The 20904-nt window shown below is 39.1% G+C and carries 17 protein-coding genes; 3 read left to right on the forward strand and 14 right to left on the reverse strand.

The window, feature by feature from the left end:
• Positions 1–58: 58 nt before the first annotated feature.
• Entirely contained in the window at positions 59–868 is an 810-nt protein-coding gene (locus SDEL_RS07510; RefSeq protein ID WP_012857254.1) for a BRO family protein, read from the forward strand.
• A 90-nt stretch (positions 869–958) separates the two neighbouring features.
• Here the strand turns inward: SDEL_RS07510 and SDEL_RS07515 are convergent, their stop codons facing one another.
• From SDEL_RS07515 to SDEL_RS07540, 6 genes are all read right to left on the reverse strand, one after another.
• Positions 959–1651, reverse strand: a complete 693-nt coding sequence (locus SDEL_RS07515; RefSeq protein WP_012857255.1) for an SIR2 family NAD-dependent protein deacylase — start codon at positions 1649–1651, stop codon at positions 959–961.
• Between the two features lie 12 nt (positions 1652–1663).
• Positions 1664–5134, reverse strand: a complete 3471-nt coding sequence (metH, locus tag SDEL_RS07520) for a methionine synthase (RefSeq protein ID WP_012857256.1) — start codon at positions 5132–5134, stop codon at positions 1664–1666.
• An 86-nt stretch (positions 5135–5220) separates the two neighbouring features.
• Positions 5221–6006: a formylglycine-generating enzyme family protein gene (locus SDEL_RS11710; protein WP_012857257.1), complete on the reverse strand. Its 786-nt coding sequence runs from the start codon at positions 6004–6006 to the stop codon at positions 5221–5223.
• Between the two features lie 233 nt (positions 6007–6239).
• Positions 6240–7358 carry an ABC transporter substrate-binding protein gene (locus SDEL_RS07530; protein ID WP_012857258.1) on the reverse strand — a complete coding sequence of 373 codons (1119 nt, stop codon included), beginning with the start codon at positions 7356–7358 and terminating at the stop codon, positions 6240–6242.
• Positions 7359–7485: 127 nt separating this feature from the next.
• A complete protein-coding gene (locus tag SDEL_RS07535; protein WP_012857259.1) occupies positions 7486–8667 on the reverse strand; it encodes a methyl-accepting chemotaxis protein in 1182 nt (393 codons plus the stop codon).
• A 191-nt stretch (positions 8668–8858) separates the two neighbouring features.
• The gene (locus SDEL_RS07540) at positions 8859–10796 is read right to left on the reverse strand and encodes a sulfatase-like hydrolase/transferase (RefSeq protein WP_012857260.1); all 1938 of its coding nucleotides are present in this window, start codon (positions 10794–10796) and stop codon (positions 8859–8861) included.
• A gap of 169 nt (positions 10797–10965) precedes the next feature.
• Here SDEL_RS07540 and SDEL_RS07545 point away from each other — a divergent pair, with 169 nt between their 5' ends.
• Both SDEL_RS07545 and SDEL_RS07550 read left to right on the forward strand, forming a co-directional pair.
• Positions 10966–12282, forward strand: coding sequence for an ammonium transporter (locus SDEL_RS07545; RefSeq protein WP_012857261.1), 1317 nt, complete (start codon positions 10966–10968; stop codon positions 12280–12282).
• A 14-nt stretch (positions 12283–12296) separates the two neighbouring features.
• Positions 12297–12635: a P-II family nitrogen regulator gene (locus SDEL_RS07550; protein ID WP_012857262.1), complete on the forward strand. Its 339-nt coding sequence runs from the start codon at positions 12297–12299 to the stop codon at positions 12633–12635.
• 49 nt (positions 12636–12684) lie between these two features.
• Here SDEL_RS07550 and SDEL_RS07555 read toward each other — a convergent pair whose 3' ends face one another.
• The 8 genes from SDEL_RS07555 to SDEL_RS07590 all read right to left on the reverse strand — a co-directional run bounded on the left by SDEL_RS07555 (position 12685) and on the right by SDEL_RS07590 (position 20861).
• Positions 12685–12981, reverse strand: a complete 297-nt coding sequence (locus tag SDEL_RS07555) for a type II toxin-antitoxin system YafQ family toxin (protein ID WP_012857263.1) — start codon at positions 12979–12981, stop codon at positions 12685–12687.
• Positions 12981–13238 carry a type II toxin-antitoxin system RelB/DinJ family antitoxin gene (locus SDEL_RS07560; RefSeq protein WP_012857264.1) on the reverse strand — a complete coding sequence of 86 codons (258 nt, stop codon included), beginning with the start codon at positions 13236–13238 and terminating at the stop codon, positions 12981–12983. The genes SDEL_RS07555 and SDEL_RS07560 overlap by 1 nt, the downstream gene beginning before the upstream one ends.
• Before the next feature lie 372 nt (positions 13239–13610).
• The gene (locus tag SDEL_RS07565) at positions 13611–14156 is read right to left on the reverse strand and encodes a PIN domain-containing protein (RefSeq protein WP_012857265.1); all 546 of its coding nucleotides are present in this window, start codon (positions 14154–14156) and stop codon (positions 13611–13613) included.
• On the reverse strand, positions 14146–14505 hold the full coding sequence (locus tag SDEL_RS07570) for an STAS-like domain-containing protein (RefSeq protein WP_012857266.1): 360 nt from the start codon (positions 14503–14505) through the stop codon (positions 14146–14148). The genes SDEL_RS07565 and SDEL_RS07570 overlap by 11 nt, the downstream gene beginning before the upstream one ends.
• A 9-nt stretch (positions 14506–14514) precedes the next feature.
• A complete protein-coding gene (locus SDEL_RS07575; protein WP_012857267.1) occupies positions 14515–15390 on the reverse strand; it encodes an ATP-binding protein in 876 nt (291 codons plus the stop codon).
• Entirely contained in the window at positions 15390–18314 is a 2925-nt protein-coding gene (locus SDEL_RS11715; RefSeq protein WP_012857268.1) for an Eco57I restriction-modification methylase domain-containing protein, read from the reverse strand. The genes SDEL_RS07575 and SDEL_RS11715 overlap by 1 nt, the downstream gene beginning before the upstream one ends.
• 112 nt (positions 18315–18426) lie before the next feature.
• Positions 18427–19119 (reverse strand): hypothetical protein, encoded by a 693-nt coding sequence (locus SDEL_RS07585; protein WP_012857269.1) that lies wholly within the window; start codon positions 19117–19119, stop codon positions 18427–18429.
• Positions 19116–20861, reverse strand: coding sequence for a molybdopterin-dependent oxidoreductase (locus tag SDEL_RS07590; RefSeq protein ID WP_012857270.1), 1746 nt, complete (start codon positions 20859–20861; stop codon positions 19116–19118). The genes SDEL_RS07585 and SDEL_RS07590 overlap by 4 nt, the downstream gene beginning before the upstream one ends.
• Between the last annotated feature and the right edge of the window lie 43 nt (positions 20862–20904).

Here is a 20904-nt window from a genome sequence, read left to right on the forward strand (position 1 = left end):
ATTTAATTAAAAGTCATTATGGTAAAATGCAACTAAACACTTAATCATGGAGAAAATTATGGCAGAACTCACTTTGTTTGACATTGAAAATGTTGATAATGATCAATTTGAACTATCTTGCCATCAAAATGGAATTAGGTATTGGTTGGCATCTGAATTAGCAAACATGCTAGGTTATACAGAGTATAAAACTTTTTTGAAAAGTATCAATAAGGCTATGACAGTTTGCACTAGTTTAAATATGCAGATTATTTCACACTTTATTCCTCTTGCAAATAATGACTTTAAATTAACTCGCTTCGCATGCTTTTTAATTACAATGAATGCTGATATAAAAAAAGAAAAGGTCGCCAAAGCACAGATTTATTTTGCTTCATTAGCTGATGCTATTAGTGAATTAATGCAAGCTGAACAAATTGAACGAATTGAAATTAGAGAAGAATTAACAAATAAGAATAAGTCCCTAGCTGCTACAGCAAATATGGCCGGAGTTGAAAATTATGCGTTATTTAATAATGCAGGATATATGGGTATGTATAATATGAGTTTTAATGACCTTAAAAAAGTTAAAGGAATAGAAGGAACAACAAAAAGCCCTCTTGATTTTATGGGTAAACGTGAATTAGCTGCAAATTTATTTAGAATATCAGAGACAGAAGCAAAGATCAAGTCCGATCATATATATGGTCAAAAAAACTTAGAGAATACTGCTAAAGAAGTTGGTAAAAAAGTGCGAAATATTATGATAGATAATGACGGTGTTAGACCTGAAATGTTAGCAAGACAAGTTGCTTTAAGTGATGTGAAAAAAAATATCAAAAAAGTTGAGAAAGATTATAACAAGATAGATAATAACAAAAAAAAATAATATCAAGAAGATAGTTATCGCTCTATCTCCATCTATGTTGGAAAGAGTTCAAAATTAACTTTTATATGTAAAATTATATTTTTTCTATTACTATCCTAAAAACCTCTCCACATCCCCAACGATCTCATCCACCGCCTCAGTCGCCTTTTTATACAACACTTTCGTATAAACCCGCTCATTAATAGCATCACTTTTCTCTAAATTATTGAGAATGGAATGCTTTACATGTAAAGCAAAATGATCCATCGCTATGACGTTTCCGCTTGAGCCGATGATGACAAGAAACTGGCAATCCTCCATCGCTTCATAGAGGTGTTCGTACATGGGAGCGGCTTCGCCGAAGAAGACGATGTCGGGACGAAAGGAGCCGCCGCAGTTTTTACATGTAAAGGTTCTTTCTTGCTTGGCGTAGCCAATAATTTGTGTTGCGCCGCACTGTTCACAACGAAGGCGTGGTAAAAAGCCGTGCAAATGTAGCACGTCTTTGCAGCCTGCTCGCTCGAACAAATCGTCCACATTTTGGGTGATGATGTCGATGTCATTTGGGTAACATTCTTGAAGTTTAGCAAGGGCGTAGTGTGCGGTATTAGGTTTTACAGAGGTGAGTTGTTCACGTCTAGCATCGTAAAATGCTAAGGTGTTTTCACGATTCCAGCTCAAACACCCTGCCTGACAAATCTCCTCGATGCGGTACTTCTCCCACAACCCATCCGCATCTCGAAACGTAGAAAGCCCACTCTCCGCACTGATGCCAGCTCCTGAGAAAATGACCACCTTTGCCATGAAAAACTCCTCTTAGACGTTAAAGTAAAGCGCCTCTTTGTGGTGCATCACAATCGCTGTGGTACTTTGTTCGGGGTGAATCTGAAACGTCTCACTAAGCTCAATCCCAAACTCTTCAGGCTTGAGCAAATCAAAAATCACTCTGGTGTCTTCCAAATTTGGACACGCAGGATAGCCAAAAGAGTAACGACACCCGTGGTAGCGTTTCATCTGCACATCACGCAAACTATGCCCTTCATGCTGGGCTACGCCTAAGTCTAGGCGTATTTGCTTGTGTACGATTTCGGCGAGTGCTTCGGCAAGTTCCACCCCTAAACCATGCACAAAAAAGTACTCCTTAAAATTGCCCGCATCGTACAACTCTTTTTCATACGCTGAAAACTTCGCCCCAGCACTCACACACGTCAGCGCTAAAACATCGTGACGATCAGGAGCGATAAAGTCGCTCAAACTTCGGTAGGGATTTCTATTTTGACGAGGGAAATCAAAGGTTTTAAGCGCCCGTTTGGCAACCACGTCGACGCGCTCACGACACACCTGTTCCTTACTAAAGTACCCCTCACTCTCATCAAAAAGATAGAGTTTATTTTCATGTGAGCGTGCGGGGTAATACCCGTAAATGAGGGTTGGCTCAAACAACCCTAAGCGCTCAATATCCGCTTTGACACGCTCATAGGTCGGATAAAGCACCTCATCGAGTTGCTTTTGCTTCTCTTCTTTGCTTTGCCCTTTGCCACTGTAGCCCCAACGTTGCGCAAAAAGGATTTTGTGGTTGATCCACGAGTACGCCAACTCTTTCACGTCCGTTTTTAACACCCGTCTACCCCAAAATGGCGGTGTGGGGATTTTTAGCTCACGGCTTGGCATTTTAATCTCAGAAAACGGTGGTATTTCTTTGGTTTCTTTGTTGGCTCTTACGACCGCATTTTCTAAGACTTTACGCCCAAAATCGGTATCGTAATTTTTCGCCTCGATGCGACTCATCGCCGTTATGCCCTCAAAGGCATCTTTACAGTAAAAAATGGGTCCTTCATAAATGGGACGGCAAAAGTCTTCCACAAAGTTATCGGTCAGCGCCGCACCGCCCAAAATAACAGGAATATTAAGACCCATCTTCTGCATCGCTTCTAGGTTTTCTTTCATGACATTGGTCGATTTCACCAAAAGCCCGCTCATACCGATGGCATCGGCTTTATGCTCTTTCAGCGCTTCTAAAAACTGCTCCAAATCCGCCTTAATACCGATGTTCACGACCTTAAAACCGTTGTTACTTAGAATGATATCCACAAGGTTTTTCCCCACGTCATGCACATCACCCTTCACCGTTCCAATAATCAACGTCGTGGTGGTACTTTTTTCTGTTTTTGGTAAATACGGTTGCAAATAATCCACCGAAGCTTTCATCACTTCAGCCGATTGAAGCACAAAAGGCAGCTGCATCTTTCCACTTCCAAAAAGCTCTCCCACCACCTTCATCGCATCAATTAAAATCTCATTGACAATGACTTCTGCGGCAATTTCCTCTTTTGCGGTAGGCAAGAGAGCAAGCATGCGCTCTTTATCGCCATCAATGAGCAAGGTGGCAATTTTTTCTTTCGTGCTCATCGCAAGATATGCGGCGTCACTCTCGTCTTTGTTCTCCACCACACCTTCAAAATGCGAAATAAATTTAAAAAGTGGGTCACCCTCTTCCCTTCGATTAAAGAGTAAGTCTTCACACACTTTTTTATCAATATCGCTAATTTTGTGCATCGGAAGCGTGTTTTTAACATTCACAATCGCCATGCTTAAACCCGCTTCCACACAGTGGTGCAAAAAGACAGAGTTTAGGTATTCACGAGCGTGTTTGGCTAAACCAAAAGAGATATTCGAGATGCCCAAAACAAAGCCCACCTCAGGGTGCATCGCGTGAAATTCACGTATCGCTTCGATGGTTTCAATCGCCGCCGTGTGGTACTCAGCGTCTCCACTGCCTACCGTAAACGTAAGTAAGTCAAAGACCAAATCCCCTGCGTTAATGCCATGCTTTGTGGTCGCAAGCTGAAAAATGCGCTCCGCAATCGCTACTTTTTGCGCTTTGGTTTTTGCCATGCCTTGCTCGTCGATGGTGAGGCACACCAACGCACACCCAAAGCGCTTGGCCAAAGAGCAGACTTTGTCAAACTTTTCAATGCCATCTTCAAGATTTACAGAGTTAATAATAGGCTTCGAGCCAATCAATTTTAAGGCACATTCTAATGCTGGAACTTGCGTGGTATCAGGCATAAGTGGTAAAAGAATTTTTTGAACATAGCGTCCCACAACTGCTGTGGTATCTTTGATCTCATCTCGTCCTGCAAAGCCCACACTCACATCAATCCCATGTGCGCCACTGCGTACTTGTTGCTGTGCCACGCTGAGCGTGCCATCGTAATCTTCCGCCAATAAAAGTTCACGAAACGCTTTTGAGCCTGTGGCGTTGCTTCGCTCGCCGATGAGAAAAGGAGCTGGGTCTTGCTTGAGCGCTCTTACTTCAAAAAGAGAAGCGATACTTCTAGCCATTTCACCCTGAGGTGCAAGCAGTTTTTTCCCCTCTACCCGTTTAGAGAGTTCTAAAATATGCTGAGGCGTTGTTCCACAACATCCCCCCAAAATAGCAACCCCTGCAATTTGCGTAAATTTTTCTTGAAGCTCTGCAAACTCACGAGGTCCCATCGGATAAAAGGTATAGCCTCCCCTATTTTGAGGCAGTCCTGCATTGGCATGGACACTGATGGGCTTTGACCAAACGGAACTAAGCGTTTTGACATGCTTTTCAACCTGCTCAGGCCCTGTACCACAGTTAAAGCCTAAACTCATAATATCAAACGGTTCAAGGATAGTCGCTATCGTTGTCGCATCGGTTCCAATAAGCATTGTGCCACTGAGTTCTATGGTCACGGAAACCATCACGGGAAGCTTTACATGTAAAGATGTTTGAGCATCAAAAATGGCGTGAAGGGCGGCTTTAATTTGAAGCGGGTCTTGCGCCGTTTCGATGAGAAAGACGTCGCATCCACCCTCAATGGCACCTGTTGCAGCAACCCTGTACCCCGCATACATTTCATCGTAACCGATGTGCCCTAAGGATGGAAGTTTGGTTCCAGGTCCAAAAGCGGCGGCACAAAAACGAGGCTTATCTTCACTCGAAAACGCCAAACACGCCTCTTTGACAATTTCCACACCTGTACGGGCGAGTTCATAGGTTCGATCCCCAATGCCATAATCATCCAAAACCCACGGCAAAGCCCCAAAGGTGTTGGTCTTGATAATGTCTGCACCTGCTAATAAATAGCCACGATGAATCTTTGAAATTTCATCTTTACATGTAACGTTTAACAGCTCGTTACATCCCTCTTTGCCTTCCCATTTTTCTAAAGGAATCTGCAAAGCTTGAATCTGCGTACCCATCGCACCGTCGATAATTAAAATTTTTTCAGATATAAGTTCTTGAAGTGTTGCCAAATGATATTCCTACTCTTTTATAACATAAAAATATCATATCAAAACTCTAATAAAGGAAGACTTTACGGGAAAAACTCCCGTAAAGTTTAATTTTTAGTTGCAGTAATTCTAAAGCCAACAGGGAAATAACGATAGTTTGAAGAGTAATTAAAACGAAAAATTGCATTACATTCATCCGAGAGATTAACCCAACAACAGGTAGTACATTTTGGCTCATCACTAGGCGTATCATCCTTTTTTTTCATCCCCTCAGAACTAAGATAACACTCTTTAGTCCATTCCCATACATTACCTCGCATATCGTAAATACCCCAATCATTAGGTGCACTACTAGCAACAGGAGAAGGAGGATTGACATTTTTTAAATTTAAAATATTCACACAACGATCCGTATCTTCTTCACAATTATATTCAATAGGTTTCCCCGCACAAGAGACATACTCCCATTGCGCTTCGGTAGGAAGATCATACTTACTCGTCCCCTCCTTTGCGTTTAAAAGTTTCACAAACTTTCGTGCTTCATTAAAACTAATCTGTTCGACAGGCATAGCAGGATTTCCTGTTTTAAACTTAGAAGGATTATTTCCCATAATCGCATACCATTGCTCTTGCGTTACTTCGGTGGTTTGCATATAAAATTTTTGCAGGTGAACCACATTTTTTCGCTTATCACTTTTTGCAATTTTATCAATACAAACTTGGTATTCATCGACTTCTGTGTAGGGATTATCTTTAGGGCACATTGCTGCTTGATTACCTGTGGAAAAATCACCCTCAGGAATCTCTATAAATGTCATCCCAATCGAATTGGTAAAACTATCCCCAAACAGCACACTCACCAAAACACACCCTGAAAAAAGTATCTTTTTCATCTTGACTCCTTTTTATTGAGTTTTTTGAATTTAAACTTATAATTTTTACTAAAAACTATTATCTTAGATTCTTATAACATCTAAATGCTATCACTAAAACTAAGGAGTGTCAATATTTAGAAAAAAAGGGGTAAAAAAAGAGACGTAGAAACGAAAAAATAGAAAAATTGTAACACGCAAAAAGCAGATAGACCAAGAGGCAAAAATTGCCCCTTTGGTATTACATGTAACGATTAGGGATTGACCGTAGATTTGTAAATCGCCTTACCACCTCTAATCTCTTTAATCACAGCTGAACGAGTTGCGTTACCTTTTGCATCCATAGAAATCAAACCAGAAACACCTTCAAATTTAGCGGTTTTTTTAATCTCCTGATTGATGCATACGCTATCTTCTGGATTCGCACATCGATTCATAGCATCCACAAAAAGGTTGTATGCATCAGCCCCTAGTGTAGAGAAAGAGTTAATCCCTTTTTTGCCTGTTTTCTTCTCATACGCCGCTAAAAAAGCTTTTGAGTTCTCAGTAGGTGGAACCGATGAATCAAAATAATCCACATACATATGTCCTTCAACGCTCTCACCACCGAGTTCAATAAATGTCGGATTAGCGACGCTCTCACCTGATAAAAAGGGTTTATTAAGCCCAATTTGTTTAGCTTGTCGGGTAATGAGCGAACCCTCTCCATGATAAAGAGGCATAAAAACAAAATCTGGATTTAACGATTTAATTTGTGAAACCACCGCTTTAAAATCTTTATCGCCTGAGCTTACCTTAAGCTCTTTGATCACGTTTCCACCCTGCGCCACAAAGGCATCATGAAACGCTTTTGCCAAACCAATAGAGTAAACCTGTGCTTGATCAACAATCGAAACAGCTGTTTTGTACTTTAACTCTTTAGCCGCATAATGAGCAACGATAGTCCCTTGAAACGAATCGGTATAGCAGACCCGATTGCCATACTTTCGGTTGTCGTTGAGTTTGTCATTGGTAGCCACTGTTGCGATGATAGGAATCTGTTTTTTATCGGCGATAGAGAGGACTTGAGCGGTATTGCTACTCGTAATCTCCCCAATAATCCCTACAACTTTTTCAGAGGTAATCAAGCGTGTTGTCGCCGTAGCAGACTCTATTTTATCGCCTTTGCTATCTACGAGTACTAGTTTAATCGTATCTCCATTTTTAAGCGTAGGATTTAGCGAATGCGCAAACTCCACACCCTCATAACTGATTTGTCCATACGCCGCCAATGAACCACTCATCGGTAAAACAACCCCTAAAGAAATCTCTTTTGCCAATGATGCACTGACAACACATGAAGCTATCGTAGCTACTGCTAGAAAATGACGCATTATGCCTCCTTGTTTTTTTAGAACTCTATCACAATAATTTTATATTGTCAAGTAAGTTTATCATTTTAGTAGTGTATAAATTACATGTAAATTTTTTTACAAAAGAGGCTTTTACGCCTCTTTCAATTTAAGCGTGATTATTTTCAGCGATATTCAACGCCTCTGAAACATCCACAATGACACGCAATTTCTTAATAATATCTTCCATCGCACTGCTTTCTTTTTTTGCGGCAATACTAATGCGCTCCACTTCCGCTTGCGTATGAATAATCTCATCGACGGTTTTTTGAAGTGCGGGGACGATTTGATCCACCACTTTTTGTACTTCCATAATGGAAACACGAATACTATCGGTTGATTTATTGCTTTGGTCGGAGAGTTTTCTAACTTCACTTGCCACAACCGCAAATCCACGTCCATGCTCCCCAGCACGTGCTGCTTCAATCGTCGCATTCAATGCTAAAAGATTTGTTTCACTGGCAATATACTTAATCGCTGTTGTAATATTCCCAATTTGCTCCACAGCGTTGGTCAGTTCTTGCGCCATTTCATTCGTGACTTGCACATTTCTCACCTCAGCGGCTAATTTTTCATTGACCACAACAATCGTGTTGGCTGTATCTTCGATTGATTTAGAAGCATCTTGCGTAATCAGTGAAATCTCTTTGGTTTGTTCGGCTAAGGTTTTAGAAATATCTCTGGCTTCTTGAAGCGCCTTATTACTGTTAATGGCAGTGACCACTTGCGCTAAAGAGCTGACACTCTCTGCAGTTGCAGTACGTGGAGGGCTAGGAATAACCGTCACATCAGGGCGCAATAAAGAGCTGTATTTTGTATACAAAGCCTTTCCTGAAGAGACATAACCATCTGTGCCTATAATGTATTTTGCATTACTTAACGTCTCTTTGGTTTCGCTCTCACTACACTCATCAAAAGGAATCACTTTATAACTGACATGGTCTAATTTATAAAATTTCAAAAATTTAAGTAACCCATTGGCTCCTGATTGGCTGTTGTTAAAAATAATGACATTTTCTCCAGCAGGAATACGACTAACCGCAACAAAGAAATCTGTAGGTGGCACAAACTCAACCGAAATGACTTTCTCTTTTCCATATTTTTTAACCATTTCATCGTAACGGTTTGCAAAACAGACCACCAAATCAAAACGAGAAACATCAAAATTTTGATAATTTGCCAACGTCGCTCTCTGATAGGTCGCAGCTGTTGCCAGCGTAGCATCAACTAACGAGACAAGTTCTTGCGTCGTTGCTTCATTTGCTCCAATTAAAAGTAGATTAACGCTCATTGTTTTCCTTTAAGCCGTGTAATGATTAAGACGATATTTTTATTTTAGTGCATTCCGCATAAATCAGCCCTTTAGTCATTATAAACAAAAGATACGGATAAAAAAGGGATGAAAAAAGACTCCTCTTATTTTTATAAAAATAAAGACCGTGTATGGCACCTTTTCACACAAATAATCTTTACATGTAAAGATTATTTGGCATCTAGTTTCATGATATTTTCACGCCTTATTTTTGCCGTTTCAGCATCAAAAGGAAAAGAGACCATGTGATGCAGTTCATCAAGACTCAATGATTTTGAACGCTTAAGAAGACCCGTACGAACCTCTCCTCCTAATTTTCCAAACGCATAACAATAAGAGGATGGAGTGGGTGCTGGTTGTATAGGTTCTAAGGCAGAGATACGCGAGCATTGATCGACCCAAACAAAAGAATCATCATCGCTAAAATCGTGCAAATACCCAAACAATTTGGTCGTTTCAAAAAATTTAATCTTCACTTCAAAAAAAGGATTGACTTCTAACGTTTCATTTAACCGCAACAAAATAGGAAATTTATAAAGCGTCGAGCCGATTTTAAACTGTTTTTTCGTTCCATCAAGCACCAAATCATGCTCGATTTTTGGAAATGCCCAAAAACGGCTAATCTCTTTTGACCACGCATTTAAAAGCGCATCAAAATTCGAAAATGATTCAGCTAAGGAAGGAGCTTCTTTGAGTAAATTTCGCCCCAACCCTAGCGTTGCGTCATAGCCTAAAAACGGTAAAAGTGTCGCACCAATATCAAGCGTTGTGCCTACTTTTTCAACCTTTTTTTCCTCTTTTTGGCGTGGGTCAATAATCATAAATTGATTGCGACGCTTGCCTTTCATCAAATCATCAATCGCCATATTGTGCATGGCAAGATGGTCGGAACCTACCACGATAATCGTATTTTTACCATACGGTGATTTTTGAATCTGCTCAATAAAACGAGCAATCAGCTCATCCGAACACATCGCCGCATTGAGCATTGAGTTATCGCCTTTTTGATAACGCTGGGCTTTACAACTTTTGGAGACATGCCCATAGGGATGATGCGTATCCATCGTGGAGATAAACATCGCAAATTTTTGTTTACTTTTGGAAAGTCTCTTAAAATCATTCATGGAAAATTCAAACAAGCTATCATCATACAAACCCCACGGTGTTTGATACCCTTTGTCCCTCAATCGTAACTTTAACTCATTAATCCCTTTAATATCTGAAAACTTATGCGTTTTATAAAGCTTATCCACCCCTGCAAATTCCAAAGAAGAGCCACTGCGATAGATAAGTTTATACCCCTCTTTATGCAACATATCGCTCATACACACCGCCCCTGAATAAAAGGTGCTCATTTTAGACATCGAATTGCCCTGAGGTGAATGCTCTCCTGTGGAGGGTGTTACCAAAGGAATTCCACATAAAACAGAGGTCATCCCAGCAATCGTCCAACTCGTTCCTTGCGCTTGTTCAATCTCTGTAAAATAGATATTGGCTTCACGAATGGATTTTAAGCGTGTCATTAGGGAAGGGAAAATGCTCTCATCAAAATAGGTATCTTCCAAACTCTCCGCAAAAATATAGACTAAATTAGGGTGTTCCTCGCTGATGGACGTCAAACTGGGCTCTTGGTAATACTCTAAAAAAGGGTACTCAAGACTAAGCGCATTTTCAATCCCCATCATTTTTAAAAGGCTTTGCGTAAAAAAATGAACACTCGGATGTAAGGCAAAAGCACTCAAAAGAAGCATTAAGGAGAAAAAACCTCTCACTTTTTTAGGCGTTTCAAGCAAAACATTTTTCATTAAACGATAATAAACAATCGAAAAAATCAAACTAGCTATCAAAAGCCCCACGCCAAAAGCAATGATGATATAATAATCACCAAAGCCTGATCCGTCTAATCCATACAGAAGGTGAAAAATAACCGCATCGTTAATTCCCTCGCCCGTAAAATAATCAGAAACAATATAAAAAGCACTTAAAATCATATAGATAAAAACAACCAAAGCCCCTAAAAAAGCACTTTTACTGTTTTGGGTACGGTTTTTACATGTAAAAAGGAAGAAAAAGAAAAAAAGTACTGAAATCCATAGCAATGTATTCATATGTGTAGACTATCCTTCGTGAATTTAAAAGCGAATTATAGCCTCTTGCATGTGATATGCATCCATTTTAGCTTCTTTTTTTACTGATTAAATTTTAATCACTCTCTTGCATATATTCAACCCCATTGAGTGCTAAACTTTCACCAGTTTAACTTTTAGGAGGATGGATATGAGAACAAAACGCTTTGTACTTTCAACACTGCTTGCTCTCTCAAGCGCTTGGGCTGCTGAAGAGGGTGTTACTGAGGTCGCAAAGGCCACTCCAACACTCGATGTTGGCAATACCGCATGGGTTTTAATGGCAACCGCACTGGTGATGCTTATGACACCTGCTGGTTTGGCACTGTTTTACGGTGGCATGTCACGCTCTAAAAACTTGCTCAACACCGTTGCGATGAGTGTTATAGGGTATATCATCGCTTCCATCGTGTGGATTGTGTGTGGATACTCTTTGGCGTTTGGTGCGGACATTGGGGGTGTAATTGGGTTTGATTCACTCTTTTTAAGTGGCATTAAGGTGAGCGATATTTGGGCAACAGGTAACATTCCCGTTTTATTGTTTGTCGCCTTTCAAATGACCTTTGCGGGCATCACCGTAGCGCTCATTAGCGGTGCACTCATTGAGAGACTGAAATTTTCAACATGGATAATTTTTGCGGCATTGTGGATTATAGGGGTGTACGCACCTGTGGCACACTGGGTCTGGGGTGGTGGATTCCTCTCTAAAGATGGCGTGCTTGACTTTGCAGGCGGTACGGTTGTTCACATTAACGCGGGTGTTGCGGGTTTAGTTATCGCCATCATGCTTGGCAAACGAAGCGATTTTGGTAAAGCCATGTTTCCTTCTTCTGTGACCCTCACTGTTTTGGGTGCGAGTATGCTCTGGTTTGGATGGTTTGGATTTAACGCAGGTAGCGAATTAGGTGCGGATGGCATTGCAGCGAGCGCCTTTTTGGTCACGAACACAGCAGCGGCGATTGCGGCACTCTCATGGATGATTATCGAGTATGTCACCTATAAAAAGTTTACCCTTCTAGGCATTGCTTCGGGCATTGTAGCAGGCTTAGTCGCCATTACGCCAGCAGCGGGCTTTGTCGATACTAAAGGTGCACTTGTCATTGGCTTAGTTGCGGGATTGGTTGGTTTTTACGGTGTCAATGGTCTTAAAAAAGCGTTAAAATACGATGACTCTTTAGATGCCTTTGGAATTCATGGTTTAGCGGGTATTTGGGGTGCGATTGCCACAGGTATCTTTGCAAACCCTGAAGTGAATGAACTTGGTACTGGACTTTTATACGGTAACGCCGCTCAAGTGCTCATCCAAATAGAAGGCGTTGTGGTAACTGCCATCTACACAGCGATTGCCACAGCGATTATCTTTAAAGTGGCTTCTGTCTTAACAGGTGGTGCTCGTGTCATTGCAGAGGTTGAGTCACAAGGCTTAGATGAGATGGAACACGGCGAAAAAGCCTTTAACCTAAGATAAGCAAAGGATAGAACATGAAAAAAATTGAATCGATTATTAAACCTTTTAAACTTGAAGATGTTAAAGACGCTTTAGCAGAACTTGACATTACGGGTATGACGGTCAGCGAAGTGAAAGGCTACGGAAGACAACAAGGACACTCAGAGCTTTACAGAGGCGCTGAGTATGTGGTTGATTTTTTACCCAAAGTCAAAATCGAAGTGGTCGTTGCGGATGAACTGGTCGATAAAGTCATTGATGTGATTATTAAAAATGCCCGCACAGGCAAAATCGGTGATGGAAAAATCTTCGTCACCGATGTAGAGAAAAGCATTCGTATCCGAACGGGTGAAACCGATAACGAAGCGGTTTAAGCGTGTAAAGTGGGGATGGATATCCCCGCACTGTTTGATATTTATGGGATTATTTAAATTTTTTAAAGAGTTGGGAGTGCGTTCCTAGCCTTACAAAAATGATGGCTCTATTTGAAACATCAAGTCGATAAATCAAAAGCCAATCGTTTTTAATATGACATTCATACGTTCCATCCCACTCCCCTTTTAAAAGGTGATTTTGGTGTTTTTCATGCAACACCTCACCGCTAAGCAGTACAGACATTACCTCTTTTAAAAGCGTAAAATCCTCGATTGAAAATTGCCCACTCTTTTTATCACGTTCAATATCTTTTTTAAAGAAGCGGTGATACTCTGGGGTGTACATTACAACCCTAAATCATCAAACAGTTCTTTTGAAGAGGTGTGTTTAATGACATTTTTACCCTCTTTGGACTCTTGGATAGCTGTCGCTGTCTCTTCGTTAGGGATTTTGAGCTCAAAAGGAAGCCCTTTGTGAAGGACTACGCTGTGTAAAAAGAGTCGTGTGGCTTCACTGGTGGTTAAGCCCATTTGTTTAAGATACTCTGCTGCTTTGTTTTTAATTTCAGGGTCAATACGTACAGTCATCGCTGTTCCTGTCATAGAATCCTCCTTGTTTTTGAAATATTGTACATCATTTGATGTATAGAGTCAAGAATAATGCGGACTAAAAAAGCTCAGTTGTTTTTAAAAAGTTAAAAGTTTAGCCCCAATACACAAAAGAGCTTTTTCAAACACTACTTGATGAAAAAATTGATACCTTACATGTAGAAAATGCCATCACCGAAGTCAAGCCATTTATCAAAGATTCTAACGTGTTTGATTTTTGGTCAAAAGATTATTTTAGATTGTTGGCTGGTAGGATAGAATTTTGGGATTGATGTTAAATCTTTGAGTTTAAGAACACCCATTTAAAATGCAAATTGAAATTGTAAAAAGTTTAAATTAAAGCCCTGAACTTTTTTGATTCAGTAATTAGCAAATTGCCCTATTGCATGAAAGAATATCTATTTGAGAATGCTTGTAATCTTTATCATTGGTTAAAAGGATTAAGTCATTTTCTTCGCAGATTTTCACAATGGCTTTATCCAAAAAATCTAAGCTATCAACATGGCACATCATCAATAAATCAGACTTAGAAAAACTTCTTTCAACGACTTCAAAGGTAGCTAAAACATCATTTTTAACTATGAGATAAATATCTTTTAGAGCTTCTTGCCCCTCTGGTAAATCTCTATACTTTTTATAAGACAACTCATTTTTTGTTAAATGTTTTTCTAACAAATAGTTATCATATTCGAACCTAATCGCACGATTGACAAATTCAGCTATCACTACAAAATCTACAACAAATCTATTATCCTGATTATTTAGGCTTGTATAAAGTCTTGCATATTGGTCTTCCCAATTTGCATTTGTTGGCGTTCCATTGCCAAAAAGATAAATCAAAACATTGGTATCAAGAAAAATTGTTTTATTTTTGATAGGTGCAATAGATGATGGATTGTACCTATTCGCCATCATCTTCTCCTAAGATTTCCTGAATGGATGCCCTTATCTGCTCTGGATTTTTAAAATAATTTTTAGCATTGGTCGTTACTCTTTTTAAACGCACTTTTCCACTGTCGGACAAATCTTGAACCGATAAACTTTCTTTGATTTTATTTTCATCAAATTCGCCATAAAGCTTACCGATGGCATTATTTAAAAAAGCCGTTGTCAGTTTATTGACATGTAAAAAAGAAAGAGAAGCTTTTTTATTTTCATTCAAGATTTTTTGTATCGTTTTATAGACTTTATCACCATCTTCAGGCAATGTACAATCTTCCTGACCAACAATACTAAAAATATTGACTTTTACCTCATCCATCGTTTTTCCTTAAAATAACTCATTTATATCAATTCTTTCTAACTCATTTGCAAATGTATAGGTCCTCATATCATCTATTTTAAACGTCATACTGATAACAGCACCATCAAAATAATAATCTAATTTTTGAATGACTTCTTTTTGATGACTAAATTCATAAAAAGCATCCCCACTAATGATTTGGATTTTACCATTGTTTTGTGAAATAAACTCTTTAAGCAAAGCCAGTCCCAAACCACCAGAAACCCCTTTTTTAGTAGTGTTTCCATCTATCATCGCCCATTTGATAGCACTGCATGAGTCTATTGCCATACCAAAATCTTTCTCGATTCGTTTTGCAAAACCTATTCCCGTATCTGCAATCGTAAAATTTAACTTATTATCTCTTGGAAAAAATTGTCCGCAGGTATAAATAAACTCTGTTTCACTGTGCATTTGAGCATTGATAAACATCTCTTGAATGGATTCACTGATTTTTTCATGGACGGCATCACTCATATTGGGAAATTCTGTTCTACTGATAAGTTTTTCCTCTAAATATTGATTAAAATATCTATTGTCAGCGGGTTTTAGTTTTGTATATTCTATGGTCGTATGATTTGTATCATATGCTTTTTCGTAACCATAAAATGACAAAAAACTATTTTTTTGTAAAATGGTTTTGATACTCTCGCCAATATAAATAAAATTGATATCATTAAGCCCATCATTTTTAATTTTATCAAGGATTCCGCCTAAAACAGCACAAAGATTGGCATCGAACCATTGTCTTATTTGAATATCTAGTGTTTCAAATAAATCATTTTTATGCTCTTGATAAAGTTTTATAAGTTGATTGTAACTTGCTAAGTCATTGTGGATATTTGAAAGCGTATAAAGTGCCATCAATTTCCCTCCACTATCTTTATCTCATCTTCGCTCAATCCGTAAAGTTTATAGACCATTGTATCTATCTCTTGTTCACACTCAATGACTCGTTTTTCAAGGGTTTCTATCTCTTTTTTGAGTTTGATTTCACGGTCAAAGTTATTACATGTAATCGCTTCATCGAGTAAGATTTTATAGTCTTTGATTTTTTGCTTTGACTCTAAAATTTCATCTACATGAACGATAAAAGGTTGTTGTGCCTCTTCTGAGATATCCTTAATGGGTAATGTGTTCATTTTATTAGCATCTAAACGAACTCTACCACCCTTTTCAGCATCACCAAAAGCGGGGAAAAGATACTTTTTGACAAAATCAAAGAGTTTAGAATTCAAAATACACTGTAAATATTTATTGGCATTGGCAATAAAATAACAATTTGCACTTATATAATAACCCTCAGTGTCATAATAAAACTTATGATTTAACGCCGTATGATAGTAAATGAGTTTTGGCTCTTCTAATTTATCATAATAATCACATGCTCGAAGATTCCAGTAATTAAGCCCTTTATCTTGTCGTTTGATAAGTTCATCTCTAAACTGCTCTAAATAGTTAAAAACAGCAGGATAATTTTTTTGGATATCTGTATCATATCCAGTAGCAACCATATAACGACCAGAGTGATTTATCTCCCATTTTCCAAAATCATCGCCTTCAACCATTTTTTTAAGAATTTGAGAAGAACTTTTATCTTGAATCATGATTTGTTGATACGTTTCTTTTTGAATAATAAAGGCTTTATTCAAACCTGTTTTAATTCCATAAAAAACTCCGCCATTGGTGTATTCTTTCAATGTTGTATCTACATTTTTAAACTTTGCAAGAATAGCTGTCACTGTGGGGCTTGTAAACTTCCATATTTCGTCGGCTAATTCATCTTTGGAATAAGCACAAAATTGATAATCCATAGACTGGGCTTCAGAAAGAGATTTTACCATAATGTACAAAAGCTCATTGTCACTTTTTTTGTTTTCTAAAATAATAATGGCAGGTTCTGTCGAAGCATCTTCAAAAATATTGAGTTCACCGAAATTGACTAATTTTTGAATAGCATAAGGTTTCAGGTATTTTCGTAAATTGACACCATATTTTCGCTCCATCCATTTATTAGGTGTTATAAAACCTAAAATACCATTTTCTTTTAAAAGATTAATAGACAATTCATAGAAATAAACATACAAATCCGCTGTCGAAGTTGCAACATTTTGAAATTTTTGCATATACTGTTCTTTGATGATATTATCAATCGCTTCTTGTCTTACATATGGAGGATTGCCAATAACCACATCAAAACTATTTTCCTCAAATGGCATTTCCAAAAGCGAATTAGCACATTTGATTTTATCACTCAAATTTGCCAGTGCTCTTCCCTTTTGTGCCGTTCTAAGCCACAAACTTAGCCTTGCTATCTCCACCGCATCTTCGTTGATGTCCACGCCGTAAAGGTTGTTTTCTAAGATGGAGGCTTCTATCTCGTAGTAAGCGGTGATGTCGCCCATGATGGCGAGTTTTTCTTGGAGTTCTTTGTGCTCTTTTATGAGGTATTCTAACGCTTGATTGAGAAACGCCCCACTTCCACATGCTGGGTCAAGAATCTTTACATGTAAAAGCCACTCTTTGTAACGCTCTAGGTTTTCTTTTGTAAGGGCTTCTTCTTTGGTAGGTTTTTTACTGTTTTTAGGCGCTTCCACGCTTTTTACATGTAAAGCTTCTTTTTGCTCTTCGCAAAGTTTTCCTAGTGTGTTTTCCACGATGTAACGTGTAATGTACTCAGGTGTATAAAAGACACCGTCTTTTTTGCGTTTGGAGTTTTTCTTATCAAATGCTAGGTCATTGATAGAAGCGTTGAGTTCTTCAAGGTCGCTCAAACTTTGCTCGAAGATATGCCCTAAGATATTGACCGAGATGTCACTGACAAAGTCGTAGTTGCTTAGTTTTTGGGCGTTGGCATCCAAACAAACATCATCAATTTTAAGGCTATCTAAGAATTCATCGGTGGCAAACAGTCCACCGTTGTATTTGGGGATGTTTAGTTTGGCATTGCCTGTATTGATACCATCAAAATAGAACTTAAAAATGTCATAGAGTTTGTAGTCAGTAAAACGCTGGTTGGCGAACTCTTCACGTATCTCTTTGATGGTGTTGTGGCGAAGCAAGGCTCTATCTTCCGCAAAGAGAATGAAGATGATACGGTCACACAGTTTTTGGGTGAGACGAAGTAAAAGTGACTTGTCGATGTTGGGATTGTTTTCGATGATATTTTCAAAAAGCTGTGTTCTAAAAATGCTAAAGTCTTTGTACAGTTCTTTAGAGATACTCTGTTCAAAGTTAGCAGACTTTTCTTTGAGTTTTTGAGGGATATTTTCTTTGATACTTTCAAAACTCAGCAATAAATGAAGCTTTTTAAACTCGTCATAACTCAAAGTAAAAAGGCTAAATTTCTCATAAGCGGTTTTTTTATCAATGTAAAATCGCAACTCATCAAAGTTCGAGATGATAATATACTTTGAGTTCGAATGTGAATTGTGATAATTAAAAGCTTGTGCTTCAATAGCGTCTAATTGTTTTGTTTTTTGGTCTTTAAGCTCTACTACGCCAACCACCTCACCCTTAACATAGATGACACCATCGGCTTTTTTCCCATCGGTTTCGTTTTTCTTTTCACGCTCTAGGTTGAAGTTACTAGGGTTTGTGCTATCAAGCGTGTAGCCCAAACATGCTTCAAAAATATCTTTTAAAAAACCATCTTGATACTTTTCTTCTTTGACGGTTTTTATAAAGTCTATTTTTGCTAAAAATTTTTGATACGCAGCCCAACGAAGAGCGACTTTGCTTTCATCTTGCACAAATGTGGTTAATACGGATTTTTGAAAGAGTGCCAAAATAGAAACCTTTGTTTTACATGTAAAGATATTTTAACATACAAACGCTTTGCTTGACAAAAGGGCTCTACTTTTAACTTTTTTGCTTTACATGTAAAAACAAAAAATTGCTCTAAACTCTATTTTCTTCCTTCAAACGATAGGTCATGACCAGATTAAAACAAAGCTCACTAAGCATCAGCAAGTCCCACATGGAGAGGATTTCTAAAAAGGGCATGCCCTCACTTAAGGCTTCAAAATCAATGTTACATGTAAAGACATAGGCATCATTTGGAGCGTCTAGTTCTGGGAGGTTTAGCGAGTATTGAAAGCGAAAGGTCATATTGGGATTGCGATTCATTCGACGGATACGTTTGAGCGTGCCATCATAGTCTTTCTCGCTCAAGCAAATCTCTGAGTGAATGTTATGGGAGAGGACATTGCGTACAAAGGAGAGTATGTCGAAGAAGTTTTCATACTGTTCCCCAAAAAGCTCTTGCATAAACGTTTTAAAAGGACTCTCAAACCGCAAACTCTCCACCATCGCCATACAAATGCCCCGAAAAGCATTAAACTCGACAAAATACTCAAACAAGGAGATGGTTTCACTGGTTGTCTGACGCGCATTAATGAGAAGCTCTTGAATAATCTCAGCATTGAAGTAGTACGCTTTGCCCTCTTCGTATTTTTTCACCACAAAGAGGCTTCTATCGAGTAAATCTTCTGTTTTGGAGAGCTTGCCCAAAAACTCACCCATATGTAAAAAGTAAAAATTTTGCTCTACTAAGAGCAAAGCATCATCGAGTAACACATCTTGTGAAGTCATTTTTTCTTATCCAATCGCACTTTAACCTCTTGATACACCGCACACTCGCCCTTTTGGCTCATCAAATGCGGGGTGAGAACATTGCCATTTTTAGCGCCACTGTACAGCAACAGACAATCATCTCTTAATTCCTCGCAGGGCATCACGGCATATTCACAGCTTCCATACGCACTGCTTAGAAGCACCCTATCCTCTTGCTCTAAACCCAAACTTTTAGGCACATACAAATAATCATCGGTGATAAATTGCGAATTAAGCGACCTGTTTTGCTTAGCGCTGATGAGGTAAAATCCCTCATCCATCAAAGGCTCTTCTTCAAAAGATTCTAAAAATTCAAACCGACCGCTGGGCGTATAAAAGCCTTTAGCATACGGCAAATCCTCGTAACTTTTTGAGATTAAAAAGCCCTCTTTTTGCACACCATTGGAGTCAATCACCACCTCAATAATCGTCTTTTCCTCTTCCAAAGGCGTGTAGCCAAAGGCTTTTAAAAGGGTTTGAGTCAATGCGTATTCACTCACACCCATCTTACTTTCCACAAGTTTTGGCATTCGCCCAATGAACGGATGCCCGTAGCTCAACTTCACATCCTCTTTTTCCAAAAACGAACACGCAGGAATAACCAAATGCGCTTTTTGCGAGGTTTCATTTTCATGCAAACCAAAGTAGACCACACACGAAGCTTTTTCAATTCCCTCTCTGACGTTGAGCGTTGAAGGCATTTGACTTAGAGGATTGCCCCCTTGAATAAACACCAACTCAAATTTAGAAAAATCAACAATGGGCAAAGGCTCAGTTTGGGCTTTCACTTTAAAAGGTGCATAAAATCCAAAACCGCTATTGCTAAGATAGCCAACACCACACCCCTCTTTTCCAAAAAGTCCTAAAAGTGCCCCTAATGCGTCAATGGAGCGTAACACACTGTGTCCAAAGCGGTACTTTTGAACCCCCACACCCGCTAATATGCACACTTTTTTACCATGAATTAGCTCTAAAAATTGCTCTATTTGCGAAGTTGAAACATCGGCTTTTAAAAGTAACTCCTCTTGAGAAAAGCCCTCAAGAAACTCTCGAAACGCTTCAAAATTAAGCGTGCGCTCTTGCAAAAATGCCTTATCTTCTTTGTTTACATGTAAAAGCGCCTTGGCTAGGGCTAAGGCTAGAAAAAGATCCCCTTTGGGTTTGATAGAAAAGTGCAACGCCGCATGGTTGGCAAGCTCGATTTTAACAGGGTCAATGACAATGAGCGTCTTGCCTTTTAAGGATGGCAACATATGCGAATTGGTCACCGAGGGGTTTCGCCCCCAAAGAATCACCACCTCCGCCTCTTTTACATGTAAAGGCGAAAGCGCTAAATTTGCCCCTCTTCCCTCGCAAATGCCCACATCTCCCGCCTCATCACACAACGAACCTGAGGCTAAAATGGCGTGGTGTTCCGCAAAAAAACGTTTGCTTGCACTTTGCATCACCCCTAAATTACCACTGCCTTTAAAATAGAGTGTTTTAGAGGGCGCATGCCCTTGAAGCTTTTCGACTAAAATCTTTAAAGCCTCATCCATAGAGATGCTCTGCCCCAAATAGCGAGGCTCTTCAATGCGTTCAAACTGGTGGTAATGGTTGAGGTGGTGACACAAATAGCCTTGGGTGATGGGATGGGCTTTATTACCTTTGAGTTTTAAGTTCTCCCCAACAACGATGCTACATCCATCAAAACAATCAAGCGGACAGGTTGTTAAACGCATTTTAACGCCCCTTTGGTGTGTTTGAAAAAGAAGGCCGAAGCCT

The organism is Sulfurospirillum deleyianum DSM 6946, assembly GCF_000024885.1.
Lineage (GTDB): Bacteria > Campylobacterota > Campylobacteria > Campylobacterales > Sulfurospirillaceae > Sulfurospirillum > Sulfurospirillum deleyianum.